The following is a 12916-nucleotide window of genomic DNA, read 5'->3' on the forward strand; positions in this document are numbered from 1 at the left end:
TGTCTGCCGTCAGGGCACGATGTGCGGCCGGGCCGTGCCCCTTTGCACGTCCCGGCTCGCTCGGTGCGCGGCCCGCCGCGGCGGCCGGCGCCCGCGGTCGCGGGCGCGGGCGCGGGCGCCGACGCCGGCCGTCAGCTCGGTTCGCGGGAGGAGAGCGATTCCACCTCGCCGGGCGTCAGTTCCCGGTCGTAGATGTGCACGTCGGCGATGTCGCCCTGCCAGTGGTCGGCCGCCTTCCCGCCGAACTTGCCGCGTCCGACGACCACGGAGCCGGTGGGCTTCACCGTGCTGGTGGCCTGCCTGCTTCCCGCCGGTTGCCCGTCCACATAGATCTGCATCCGGTGGTCCTTCTGGCGGTACGTGCCGGTGAGGTGGTACCAGCGGCCGGGCTCCGGCTGCCCGATCTCCGCGACGGTACGGGCACCGGAGAAGCTGAACGCGAAGTTCTGGTCCTGGCCGGAGTACTGCAGGAAGAACGCACTGATCTGGTCGCCGTCCTGGGACAGCGCGGTGTGGAAGCCGCTCATGTCCTCGGAGGTGAGCCGGACCCGTGCGGCGACCGAGTAGTCCGCGCCGGCGGTGTCGAGCCGGGAGCCGGTGTCCGCGTATCCGCTGGTGCCGTCCAGCTGAAGGGCGCCGCCCTCGGGGCCTTCGGTCCACCTTGCGCCGCCGTTGATGACGGCGTCGTGTTCACCCGCCTTCGCGGTACCGGACCGGTGCAGGGGCCACCACCCGACGCCGTGCAGCGACTCGGCGTCGGTGCCAGGACTCGACGAGGCCGGCTTCGCCTCGTCCTGCTCACCGGCCCCCTGGCCGCGCACCAACTGGACGGCAACGAAGGCCAGCGCGACGGCCAGTACGGCGATGGTGGTGATGAGTGACCATCTGCGCGTCATGAATCTCCCCGGGGCGTACGGCATAAATGTGTCACTGGTGATCACGTGTCCGATCCGGAAATGGTTCGGCGTACACGTGAATTGTGACAGGCCGGAAACACAGGGGGTCTGGGCGCCCCCGAATGTGCGGCCGTGCACCGGAACATGCGACGACGCCCCGGTATGGGTAGTTGAACACGGGGCGTTCGGGTACCCGGGCGGTGCGGGTTCGTCGCCCGAAGACCTTTCCGGGCTGTTCACGCCGCGCTCACCGACGTCCACCACCGTTCCGGATCCGTTCACCCATGGGGCGTGTGGAGGGGGACATGACACATCCCCGCTGCCCCTCCGGCGGAGGCGAGGCCGGGCGGGTTCAGCGCAGCGCCTCCTGACATACCTTCAGAGCGAGCCCCGGCCGCCCCGGCGGGGCCAGCGGACAGCCGCCGTCGCAGTCGCAGTCGCAGTCGCAGTCGCAGTCGCAGTCGCAGTCGAGACATGAACTGCGGTTGAGAAACGGCGAGTTGGTCGCGCCCCGTCCCCATTGGCCTCATCGCCGCCTCTCTTGATGTCGGACATTGCGATATCAGTCAACCGAAACACCAACATTGGATATCACCCCTGAGTTTCACGGAACGGCAAGCTCAAGGTCCGCTCAACTCGGGTTCCACAGACGGCTACCAAGCAGTACGTTTGTTGGCGGCAAAAGAGCGCGGTATCTGACCCGTACCGCGCCGAATGAAGTTGAATTGGGGGAAAATTCAATGAAGAGCATTGTCTCCGGTGCGATGTCCGCCGTCCTGCTGGCAGGAGTCGTCCTCGCCGGCGGCACCGGTGTGGCATACGCCGATTCGAGCCCGCGACCCGTCGTCGACTCCCGCATGGTGAACCCCATCGAAGAGGCTCGTTCGATGTGCACCATGTCGAAGAGCAAGGACGACTGCGCCTACCTCATGCACCACACCAAGATGCTGAAGATGGTGAAGAACTGCCTGATCAAGGGGGCGATCGGTGGGGCCGGGGCCCTGGTCGTGGGCCGGTACGTCAGTAAGGACGCGGCCAAGGACATCGCGAGCAAGACGGTCGTCGCCGGTGCCACCGGCTGCCTCTCCTCGCTCGCCTGAGAGATGGGGAATTCTGATGGCCAAGATCGCATTCACCGTTTTCTGGGCCGGCCTGCTCATTGTGGTGAACAAGGTTCTCGATGAGGCCACTTGGGCCCAGTATCTGGCGACGTTCGTCCTTGCTGGGATGTATGCCTACGCCATCGGCAAGATGCCGGGCGGTAACGGAAAGAGCGTGCAGGAAGGATCGGAGCGGTAACGCCCTCGACGTTACGCGTCAGAGTTTCCGATCCCTGCGAGCCGACGGCACCTTCCTGACGGGTGGCGACCCATAGGCGAGCGTAAAGGGAAACCGGCTGTGTCGGCGGTGCCACCGGGTACCGCCGACACCGTCGTTGGTTGAGTTCCGAAGGCAATGCGGCCGCTCGTAACGCGTGTCCCAGGTGCGCCAGCTGGCGACAGCCGCGCGGGAGCAGGGGAACGGAGGCGTCGGCCGGCCCGCCCCTTCGAGCGGGCCGCCTTGCCGCTGCGCACGCCTGTCGTAAACTCCTCTTGAGGACATACTCTGGAGCCGTTCGACGAGCAGGGACGGTGAGCACCGCATGGCCAAGAAGTACGAGCGGATCGCTGACGCGCTGCGTCAGGCCATCCGCGCGGGCCGGCTGAAGCCGGGCGAGCGCCTGCCGGCCGAGACGACTCTCGCGCAGCAGTACAGGACCAGTGTGCCGACGATGCGCGACGCGCTGGCCGAGCTGCTGGCCGAGGGACTCATCGACAAGCGGCACGGCGTCGGCAACTTCGTCCGCGAGCAGCGGCAGCGGGTGGAGCGCTCGAACGAGCGCCATCAGTGGGAGAAGGACCGTGCGCGGCTGGTGGAGACCGAACGTCTGAAGACCGGGTCCACCGAGCACGACACCGGGCTCACCCCCTCCGACCTCGCCTTCAAGGCCGAATACCGGACGGCGCAGGCCGACGCGGACCTGGCGGCGGCTTTCGCCGTGGCCGTCGGCACGACACTGCTCCGGCGCAGTTACCGCACCTTCCACCGTGACGAGGACGCGCCGTTCAACCTCATCACCTCGCATCTGGTCCACGACCTGATCGCGCCCAACCCCGATCTCCTCGACGAGACCAAGGAGCCCTGGCCCGGCGGCACACAGAGCCAGCTGCTCACCGTGGGCATCGAGCTGGACCGCATCGTCGAGCGCATAACGGCCCGGCCTCCCACAGCAGAGGAGGCCGAGGAACTCGGCCTCCAGAAGGGTGTCTCCGTGATCCAACTCCGAAAGCTCTCCGTCGGGACCACCGGGCGGGTGGTGGAGGTATCCGACCTGGTGATCCCCGGTGACCGGACCGAACTCGTCTTCACGACCCCGCTGGCCAGGTGGTGACGATGACGAACCTCGTCACGGTGCTGACGGCCGTCCACCCGCCGTCCGCCCCCTACCTCGCCGACGCCTACAAGTCGCTCCTGGCCCAGGAGTTGCCGGCGGGTTGGGACTGGCAGTGGGTCATCCAGGAGGACGGCGAGACGGAAGAGGTCGCGCCGCACGTACCCGAGGACCCGCGGATCAGCTTCGGCCAGGGCCGCCAGGGCCGCGCGGCGATGGCGCGCACGGTCGGCCTGTCACGGGCCGAGGGTGAGTACGTCAAGGTGCTCGACGCGGACGACATGCTCGCGCCCGGTGCGCTCGCCCGGGACCTCAGCGCGCTGAAGGACGATCCGGCGGCCGGGTGGGCGACGTCCCGCGTGCTCGACTACCTGCCGGACGGGTCCACCGTCGGCTTCGACCAGGACCCGCCCCAGGGCCCGATCGACCGCGGCGTCGTCCTCCGGCACTGGCTGGACCACGGCTACCGCGCCCAGGTCCACCCGGCGACCCTCTTCGTACGCCGGGATCTGCTGCTGGCCCTCGGCGGCTGGATGGCCCTGCCGGCCTCCGAGGACACCGGCCTGCTGCTGGCCCTGAGCGCGGTCAGCCGCGGCTGGTTCTCGGCCGAGACCGGGCTGCTCTACCGGAAGTGGCCGGGACAGGTGACCAGCCAGCCGGCGCACGCGGATGAGGTGGAACGGGAGGCGCGGTTCTCGGTGATCGCGGCTCGCGCACGGATGCTGGCCTCGATGGAGGGCTGGCGCTTCGGCGGAGCGTAGGCGCCGCGCGGCCCGGTCCGTCCCGTGGATCCGGCGCGGGACGGACGGTCGGGAGAGTGCCCGAGGCTCAGGAGGGCCTCAGGGGAGAGTCTCCGCGTCCGTGCGGGAGAAGATGAGTTCGCTCTCCTCGACGATGGGCTGCCGGCAGCGACGGGCCGCCCGGGGCGCCCCGGTTCGGGAGGCGGGGTAGTTGCGGGCCGAGTAGTCGTTGGGCAGCCGGTAGGTGTGGAAGCCGTGGGACCTCAGCGTCTCCAGCAGCTCCTCGACGGAGTCGCCCAACTCCCCCATTCTCTGCGGCGTGACCTCGATGGCCAGCTCCGCATCGGGCCGGAGTCGGCCGAGCATCGGGGCCAGGCCCCGCAGGACCGCGCCCTCCGCCCCTTCGACGTCGATCTTGATCACCCGCGCGCGGGCGATCTCCTCCTCCGTGACGACTTCCGGCAGGGGCACGGCGACCGTCTCGAAGCTGGATTCCGCCACTCCGTCGTACGGGACGACGCTGTTCGCCCCCATGTTGCGCGAGCTGGCCAGGACGAACCTGACCTTGCGTTCCCGGTCCGAGACGGCGGCTCGGACGGCACGGACGTTGGTGCAGCCGTTCATGCGCGTATGCGTGGTCAGCCTCCGGTGGAAGGCCGGCGATGCCTCGATCGCGACCACGCCGCCCGCCGTCCCGACGAGCTTCGACGCCAGCACGCTGTAGTACCCGATGTTCGCCCCGGCATCGATGAACACGTCCCCGGGCCTGAGCCGGGATTCCAGCCAGTGCGTCAGATGCGGCTCCCAGACACCGAACTCGTAGAGGTAGCGCTGGATCAGGTCCTGGGTGTCGGTGAGGAAGGTCGCGCCGAACCGGGTCCGAGCCCGGCGTAACCGCGGGTGGTCCCTCAATCCGGCGTTGAGGAAGTTCTCGACCACCGCCGCCTTGCCGACGGCCCCGGGGCCGTAACGGACATACCAGCGGGTGAGATCGAGGCCGATCTCCCTGGCGGCGTTGGACACGGCAGCTCCCGGACGTCGAACGGTGTCGGCCCGCTCCAGCCTACGGGCGATCGGCCGGTCCCTCGCAGGTGATCGTGTGGTTGCCCGGGGACGACGATGACGCGGGGCGCACACCCCGCAGAAGGGCCGTACCGCCGCGCGTCGGTACGGCCTTCTCCGTCAGCGCGCCTTGTCGAAGTCCAGATCGAGCATGCGGATCGCGTTGCCGCGCAGAAGCTTGTACGTCACCTCCGGCGAGAGGCCGGCGACGTGTTCCGCCGCGACCTTCTTGGTGTGCGGCCAGGTGGAGTCGACGTGCGGATAGTCGGTCTCGAAGGTCGCGTTGTCGACGCCGACCACATCGATGGCGTCCACGCCGTGCTTGTCCCGGAAGAAGCAGCAGAAGATCTGCCGGTAGTAGTACGTCGACGGGGGCTCCGGGATCAGGTCGCGGACTCCGCCCCAGGCGCGGTGCTCCTCCCAGACGTCGTCCGCGCGCTCCAGGGCGTACGGGATCCACCCCATCTGCCCCTCGGCGTACGCGAGCTTGAGGCGCGGGAACTTCACCAGCACACCGCTGAAGAGGAAGTCCATCATCGAGGCCATGGCGTTGTTGAAGCTCAGCGACGCCTGGACGGCCGGCGGGGCGTCGGGGGACGCGGCCGGCATCTGCGAACTGGACCCGATGTGCATGCAGACCACCGTTCCGGTGGCCTCACACTCCGCGAAGAACGGGTCCCAGTAGCCGCTGTGGATGGACGGCAGCCCGAGGTACGTGGGGATCTCGCTGAACGTCACGGCACGTACCCCGCGCGCCGCGTTCCGCCGGATCTCCTGAACCGCCAGGTCCACATCCCAGAGCGGAATGAGGCAGAGCGGGATGAGCCGCCCGCCGCTGTCGCCGCACCACTCCTCCACCATCCAGTCGTTGTACGCGCGCACGCAGGCGAGACCGACCTCCTTGTCGCGCGCCTCGGCGAACGTCTGGCCACAGAACCTGGGGAACGTCGGGAAGCAGAGCGATGCCTCGACGTGGTTGACGTCCATGTCGGCGAGGCGCGCCTTGGGATCCCAGCAGCCACGGCGCATCTGTTCGCGGGTGATCCCGTCGAGGGTCATCTCGTCCCGCGAAAAGCCGACGGCGGCGATGATGCGCTTGTAGGGGAAGAGATCCCCCTCGTACTGCCACCAGTCCGTCTGCTGGCCCTCCGGGTCCGTCGTGAACTTGTACTTGCCGCCGACGTAGGCCAGCTCACCGATGCCGGCCGTCAGCGGTTTGGGGCCCCGGTCCCGGTATTTCGCCGGTAGCCACGTCTCGAAGAGGTGCGCCGGCTCGATCACGTGGTCGTCCACGCTGATGACCCGGGGGATCTCGGTCGTGCCGTTTGTCTCGCCAGTCATGGGGACCTCTCCACGGATTCCACCTGCGGACAGATCTGACGATCCGTCAGATTCATGACGGTACAGAGAGCGCGTGGAGGGGGCAAGGCGTTCGCCGCAGCGGGCGTCGGGTGCGGGCCGCGAAAGAAGGCGTGCCTGTCAGCACTCGGCCGTAAGCTTCCCCGGACACCGCATCGGTTCAGTTGTCTGGGGGGACGGCTTGGGTGCCACCGAGCAGCTCGTGACGATCGCCGCCGTACTGCTCGGCGCGCTGACGTCGTTCGGGGCGAACTACCTGATGGAGCGCAGTCGCAACCGCTACCAGCTCCAGACGCGGTGGGACGACGCCAAGCTGAGCGCCTACGAGTCGTACGTGGACCGGATGCGGGCCTGCATCTTCCTGGCCGTGCAGCTCTACGAGAGCAGGGAAGGGCTCCGGCCGAGAGACAAGCCCGAGGCCGAGCTGCTGGCCGAGGTCGCGGAAGCCGGGCGGCTGCGGGGGCGGGCCTTCGAGCGGATCATGCTCCTCGGCGGGGACGATGTGGTCGAGGCGGCTCACGAGCTGAACGCGGTGGCAGCGGAGGTGGACTGGCACGCCACCGGCAAGATGACCGGAACGCTGGAGGAGTGGCGCGCCCGCAATCGCGCGGTCTTCGCCTCGATCAACGCCTTCCACGAAGCTGCCAGACGCGATCTCGGTGTCCAGGGCGGCGTGCGCGGCGAGCGGCACCCCGAGAGAGATCTGCTGCTTCCGCCGGCGCGTGGCGAGCAGCGCGACACCCGCGCGTGAGAGCGGCGGGGCGCTCCGGCCGTACCGTGCGCAGCCGCCTCCTGGCGCAGGACGACCGCCCGCCGGGTGGGGGCCCGGGATCGTTCCGCGGCTCCTTCGCGGGACGGCCGCGTACCGCCCGCAGACCCTCCGCTCCGCGCCATCGGTACCGGTCCCTCCCCTCGTGGGGACCGGTACCGAACGGCGCGGTCTGTATCGATCCGCACCACACCGGCGCGGATCGGGAACTGATCACCGGTCGACGCGAGAGCGGTCCGGATGGGCCGGCTCCACGGGTCTCCCCGGTTCAGGCGACGGGACCGTCGCCGCCGTCTCGTCACGGCGACGGAAGTTGGCCGAGAAATTGCGGCGTCAGGTCTGGTCAATCCGAGTACCGAGCTGGTGGCCTGTCCGGACGACGCCTCGGTTGCCGGCTGCTGCGTCGTGATCCTGCCAGCTGTGGCCCCCGCGGGGCAGGTTCCGGCCTCCGGAGGACGGTGTAACCGCAGGTCAGCCAGATAGGGTGAGTTTTCCGGTCCGGATGTCCAGGCGCGGGGGAAGTGAGGAGTGGACACCTTGAGTTCCGACTCAGGGGCACGCACAGCCCTCGCGGAACGTCTCGCGCTGCTGTACAAGGAGGCCGGCAACCCTCCGCTCAAGAAGGTGGCCGAGTCGGTCGTCCGGCTGCAGCGGGTCGACGAACGCGGACGGCCCGTGCGGGTATCCGTCCAGCGGATCAGCGACTGGCGACGGGCCAAGAACGTACCTGCCCAGTTCGCGGCCCTCGCCGCGGTGCTCCACATTCTGATCCCCCAAGCCCGGCGAGCGCGACCGACGCCGGTGTCCCCGGGCCTGTACGACCTCGCCCAATGGCAGCGCCTCTGGGAGCGCGCGGTCGCCGACCCGGTCGGCGGCCGTGCCACGGCCTCCGCGGACGAGGAGGAGCACGCCGAGGCCGAAGCGCGGAACGTCTCCGGCGTGTGCCCCTACCGCGGCCTCGCTTCGTACCGGCACCAGGACGCCCGGTGGTTCTTCGGCCGCGAGCGGTGCAGAAACGCCCTCGTCGCCCAGCTCCGTTCGGTGGAGAAGGCGGAGGGCGGCCTGGTCATGCTCGTGGGCGCCTCGGGAGCAGGAAAATCCTCCCTGCTGAACGCCGGCCTGGTGCCCGCGTTGCAGAAGGGCGCACTGGGCGACGAGGACGGCGTGGAGCGGGAGGTCGTGCAGCTCGTCCCCGGAGGGGACCCCCTCCGGGAGCTGACCCGCCGGATCCCGGACCTGGCGCACGTCATCTCGCCCGATCGGGAAACAGCGGCCGCGACGCCCGGCACTCCGCAATTCGCACACGCCGTACGAGAGGCCGCCACGGCATGGGCGCGACGCGAGACGCCCTCCCCCGCCCGCCCGGTCATCGTCGTGGATCAGTTCGAGGAGGCGTTCACCCTCTGCTCCGACGAGACGAACAGGCGCACCTTCCTCCAGCTCCTGCACGCCGCATGCACCCCGTCCGACTCGGGTGACCCGCCCCCGCTGCTCGTCATCCTCGGCATACGAGCCGACTTCTACGAGCACTGCCTGGCCTATCCCGAACTGGCCGACGCGCTGCAGCACCGCCACATGGTGCTCGGACCGCTGACCACCGCCGAACTGCGCGAAGCGGTGACCGGCCCGGCCAAGGCCGTCGGTCTGGAACTCGAACCGGGGCTGGCGGAACTGATCGTCCGGGAAGTGAGCGCCGACGGCCCCGGCGGGGCGCACGACGCGGGGGTACTGCCGCTGCTCTCCCACGCCCTGCTCGCCACCTGGCAGCGCCGCAAGGCGGGACGGCTGACGCTGGCCGGCTACCGCGCGGCGGGCGGCATCCAGGGAGCGGTGGCGGCGACCGCGGAGCGGGCCTGGACCGGCCTCGACCCCGCGGCACGCACCGCCGCGAGGCTGCTCCTCCTCAGGCTCGTACGGCTGGGCGAGGACACCCATGCCACCCGCAGGCGCGGGACGCGGCGCCAACTGGCGGAGGAGTCCACGGACCCCGACAAGACGGAGGAATCGCTCGAAGCGCTGGTACACGCCCGGTTGGTGACACTCGACGCGGACGCGGTGGAGATCACCCACGAAGCGCTGCTGCACGCCTGGCCGCGCCTGCGCGACTGGATCGACGAGGACCGCAACGGCAACCTGCTGCGCCAGCGGCTGGAGGAGGACGGCAGGGCCTGGGAGGGCTCGCACCGTGACACGTCGCTGCTCTACCGGGGCTCGCGTCTCCAGCAGGCCCGCAACTGGGCGGCATCTGCCGGTGACACCTTCCTGACCCGCAGCGCCGTGGAATTCCTGGCCGCCTCGGTCAAACTGCGCAAACGCACCGACCGGATAAGGCGTGGTGCGGTCGCGGCCCTGGCCGTCCTGGCCCTGCTGGCGGCCGGTTCCGCGGTGATCGCGTGGCAGCAGCGGGACGATGCGGTGTTCGGGCAGGTGCTCGCCGAAGCCGATCGCGTCCAGTACACGGATCCGTCGCTGTCCGCTCAGCTCGACCTGGTGGCGCACCGCTTGCGACCGGACGACGAGGACACGAACAACCGGCTGATCTCCACGGTCAACGCCCCGCTGGCCACCCCGCTCCTCGGCCACACCGGCGCCGTCTACCTCACCTCGTTCAGCCCGAGCGGACGTCTCCTGGCCACCGCCAGCTACGACCGCACCGTCCGGCTGTGGGACGTGGCGGACCCGACTCGCCCGAAACCCCTGGGCAAGCCCCTCACGGGCCACCGGAGCTGGGTGAGCACCGCGGTCTTCAGCCCGGACGGGCACACCCTGGCCAGCGCTTCGGACGACGGCACGATCCGAATGTGGGACATCCGCGACCCCCGCCGTCCGCGACCGATCGGCACGCCCTTGACCAGCCACGACGGCACGGTCTACCTGCTCGCCTTCAGCCCCGACGGACGCACTCTCGCCTCCGCAGGCGAAGACCACACCGTCCGGCTGTGGAACGTCGCCGACCCGCGCCGGCCGCGGGCGCTGAGCGCCCTGCCCGGGCATACCTCCGCGGTGCGCTCGGTGGCCTTCAGCCCCGACGGGCGGACGCTGGCAGCCGGGGCCGACAACGGCACGATCAGGCTGTGGGACGCGGCCGAGCCACGCCATCCGAAGCCGATCGCCTCGGCCCTCACCGGCCACCGGAGCACGGTGCACTCGGTGGCCTTCAGCCCCGACGGCCGCACCCTCGCCAGCGGCAGCGCCGACGACACCATCCGGCTCTGGAACGTGGGCACCCCACGGCACGCGGCACCGCTCGGCGGGCCGCTCACCGGCCACACCGGTCCCGTGTGGTCGGTGGCCTTCAGCCCCGACGGAAAAATGCTCGCGGCCGGCAGCGCGGACAGCACGGCCAGCATCTGGAACGTCAGCAATCCGGCCTACCCGTCGCAGGTCGGCGAGCCGCTCGCCGGCAGCAGCGGGGAGATGTACGCCGTGGGCTTCAGCCCCGACGGGCGGACCCTCGCCACCGGGAGCGGCGACAGCAAGGTCCGCCTGTGGTCGATCCCGACGTCGGACATGACCGGCCGGATCGGAGCGTTCAGCCCGGACGGGCGCGTGCTCGCCACGGCCGCGCGCGACGCAAGGGTCCGGCTGTGGAACGTGAAGGCGCCGCACCGGCCCGTGTTGCTGGGCAAACCGTTCATGCCCGGGGAGGGCGACGTGCGGTCGCTGGCGTTCTCCCCCGACGGCCACACGCTCGCGGTGCTGACGGGAAGCCGCGCGGTGCAGCTGTGGAACGTCACCGACCCGGCCCGTCCCGTCCCCCACGGACCGCCCGTCGCGCTGAAGACGCGATACGCGGGCCCCGACGCGCTGGCGTTCAGCCCGGACGGCAACACCCTGGCAACCGCCTACGAGGACCGCACGGTCCAGTTGTGGAACGCCGGCGACCCGTCACACCTTCGCCGGCTCGGCGCCCCGCTCACCGGCCACCGGGGCTACGTCAACTCCCTCATCTTCAGCCCCGATCGCCGCACCCTCGCCAGCGGCAGCGCCGACGGCACCGTCCGCCTCTGGGACGTGGCCGACCCGCGCCATGTCACCCGGCTCGGCACTCCCCTCAAGGGACACCTGGGGCCCGTCAACATGCTCGCCTACAGCCCGGACGGCCACACGTTGGCCAGCGGCAGCGACGACAACACCGTCCGCCTCTGGAATGTCACCGACCCCCTCAAGACAACCCGGCTCTCCACCCTCACGGGCCACACCGAGGCGATCGTGTCACTGACGTTCAGCCAGGACGGCCGCACCCTGGCCAGCGGCGGCAACGACGACATGGTGCGGCTCTGGAACGTCGCCCGACCCGCCGGGGCCACACCCATCGGTGAGTCGATGAGCCCCAACGCCAAGACCGGAAACTTCCTGTCGTTCAGCCCCAAGAGCAACATGCTCGGGGTGTCGAGCGGCGCGGACAGTGTCCGGCTGTGGAGCCTGGACATCGACGAGGCGATTCGCCGCATCTGCTCGACCACTCGGGGCGTTCTGACGCCGGAGAAGTGGCACGAGTATCTGCCCCGCCTCTCGTACGAGCCTCCGTGCGGCAATTGACGACGCCGAGTGATCCCCGTCACAACTGCCTACTGCGGCAAGGAAGTTGCCCCGCTTCATACAAACAACCTTGTTAGCCTTGCCCGCAGCCCGATCGCTGGCGCATCCCCCGTCGCCAGCGATCGGGCGCTTCCATGCGCCACCCGCAACGGCAGCGTGGTCACCGCGATGCACCGCGCGAGGCGTACAGCCCCGGAGTGGTGCCCACGACGCGCTTGAAGTGCCGGTTGAGGTGTGACTGGTCGTAGAAACCCGCGGCCGTCGCCACCTCGCGCGGCGGCTGTCCGTCGAGCAGCAGTCGGCGCGCCAGGTCGACGCGGCGGGAGACGACGTACTGGTGCGGAGCGATACCGAAGACACCGCTGAAGGCACGTACGAGATGCGCGGGGTGTGCGTGGAGCAGCCGTGCGGCCTCTTCCAGGGCGACGCCTTCGATCAGCCGCTCGTCGAGAAGGCCCCGCAGGCTGTCGGCGATGCCGGGGCCGGGCACCGCACCGCCGGCAGCCGACGCCGGACGCAGATGTGCGCGCAGTCGCTCACCGATGAGGGCCAGGCGGCTCTCCGACTCGAATTCGTCGCCGTGATGCGCGAGGGCCGTGTGCAGTTGTCCGACGCGCCTGCGCAGGAGGGGGTCGATGATGTCCGGGCTGTCCACCGACGGCCCGATGAGGCGCTCGGGCAGCTGCGTCATGTCGAGATAGACAACGCGCTTGCGGAAACCGTCCGGAGTGGCGGGTGACCCGTTGTGCGGCACCTGGGGCGGAAGCAGACTCACCGTGTCGCCCGGCGTGGCGCGCTCATGGCGGTCCAGGTCATAGCGGACCGCGCCGTCGTCCACGATCAGCAGGGTCCACGCGTCGTGGACGTGCATGGGGTAGGCATGCTCGGTGAAATGAGCATGGAACACCTCCACGACACCCGCGACCGCCGGTCGCCAGGCGGAGATCTCCTGCCGGGGCTTCACCGGACTCCTGGGCGGATGTCCCGGCCTTCAGACCGGGGAGGCATCGGGCTTCTGCGGGGCAGGGCAGGTAGCGGTGAAGCGTCCGCAGGGCGATTCGGGTGTCCGCCCGTCGAGGTGGTGAGGACGTCCATAAAGATCGAACCTCTCAACTGT

The 12916-nt window shown here is 69.8% G+C and carries 10 protein-coding genes; 6 read left to right on the plus strand and 4 right to left on the minus strand.

Going from position 1 to position 12916, the window contains the following annotated elements:
• Positions 1-131: 131 nt before the first annotated feature.
• Positions 132-896 (minus strand): LamG domain-containing protein, encoded by a 765-nt coding sequence (locus QOM21_RS17015; RefSeq protein ID WP_407551048.1) that lies wholly within the window; start codon positions 894-896, stop codon positions 132-134.
• A 740-nt stretch (positions 897-1636) separates the two neighbouring features.
• On the opposite strand from QOM21_RS17015, the gene QOM21_RS17020 reads away from it, so the two are divergent.
• The 4 genes from QOM21_RS17020 (at position 1637) to QOM21_RS17035 (ending at position 4088) form a co-directional block, all read left to right on the plus strand.
• Entirely contained in the window at positions 1637-1996 is a 360-nt protein-coding gene (locus tag QOM21_RS17020) for a hypothetical protein (protein WP_407551049.1), read from the plus strand.
• Positions 1997-2012: 16 nt separating this feature from the next.
• Positions 2013-2195 carry a hypothetical protein gene (locus QOM21_RS17025; RefSeq protein ID WP_407551051.1) on the plus strand — a complete coding sequence of 61 codons (183 nt, stop codon included), beginning with the start codon at positions 2013-2015 and terminating at the stop codon, positions 2193-2195.
• Positions 2196-2538: 343 nt separating this feature from the next.
• Complete coding sequence (locus QOM21_RS17030; RefSeq protein WP_407551052.1) at positions 2539-3327, plus strand: GntR family transcriptional regulator; 789 nt, start codon at positions 2539-2541, stop codon at positions 3325-3327.
• Positions 3328-3329: 2 nt separating this feature from the next.
• Entirely contained in the window at positions 3330-4088 is a 759-nt protein-coding gene (locus QOM21_RS17035) for a glycosyltransferase family 2 protein (protein ID WP_407551053.1), read from the plus strand.
• A gap of 78 nt (positions 4089-4166) precedes the next feature.
• On the opposite strand, the gene QOM21_RS17040 is transcribed toward QOM21_RS17035, so the two are convergent.
• Positions 4167-5090 carry an FkbM family methyltransferase gene (locus QOM21_RS17040; protein WP_407551055.1) on the minus strand — a complete coding sequence of 308 codons (924 nt, stop codon included), beginning with the start codon at positions 5088-5090 and terminating at the stop codon, positions 4167-4169.
• Between the two features lie 159 nt (positions 5091-5249).
• Positions 5250-6470 carry an amidohydrolase family protein gene (locus QOM21_RS17045; protein ID WP_407551056.1) on the minus strand — a complete coding sequence of 407 codons (1221 nt, stop codon included), beginning with the start codon at positions 6468-6470 and terminating at the stop codon, positions 5250-5252.
• Between the two features lie 199 nt (positions 6471-6669).
• Here QOM21_RS17045 and QOM21_RS17050 point away from each other — a divergent pair, with 199 nt between their 5' ends.
• The gene (locus QOM21_RS17050) at positions 6670-7239 is read left to right on the plus strand and encodes a hypothetical protein (protein ID WP_407551058.1); all 570 of its coding nucleotides are present in this window, start codon (positions 6670-6672) and stop codon (positions 7237-7239) included.
• Positions 7240-7785: 546 nt separating this feature from the next.
• Positions 7786-11799 carry an AAA family ATPase gene (locus tag QOM21_RS17055; RefSeq protein WP_407551059.1) on the plus strand — a complete coding sequence of 1338 codons (4014 nt, stop codon included), beginning with the start codon at positions 7786-7788 and terminating at the stop codon, positions 11797-11799.
• A gap of 160 nt (positions 11800-11959) precedes the next feature.
• Here QOM21_RS17055 and QOM21_RS17060 read toward each other — a convergent pair whose 3' ends face one another.
• A complete protein-coding gene (locus QOM21_RS17060; RefSeq protein ID WP_407551061.1) occupies positions 11960-12763 on the minus strand; it encodes a helix-turn-helix domain-containing protein in 804 nt (267 codons plus the stop codon).
• Between the last annotated feature and the right edge of the window lie 153 nt (positions 12764-12916).

Source organism: Streptomyces sp. Pv4-95, from assembly GCF_045782725.1.
Classification (GTDB): domain Bacteria; phylum Actinomycetota; class Actinomycetes; order Streptomycetales; family Streptomycetaceae; genus Streptomyces.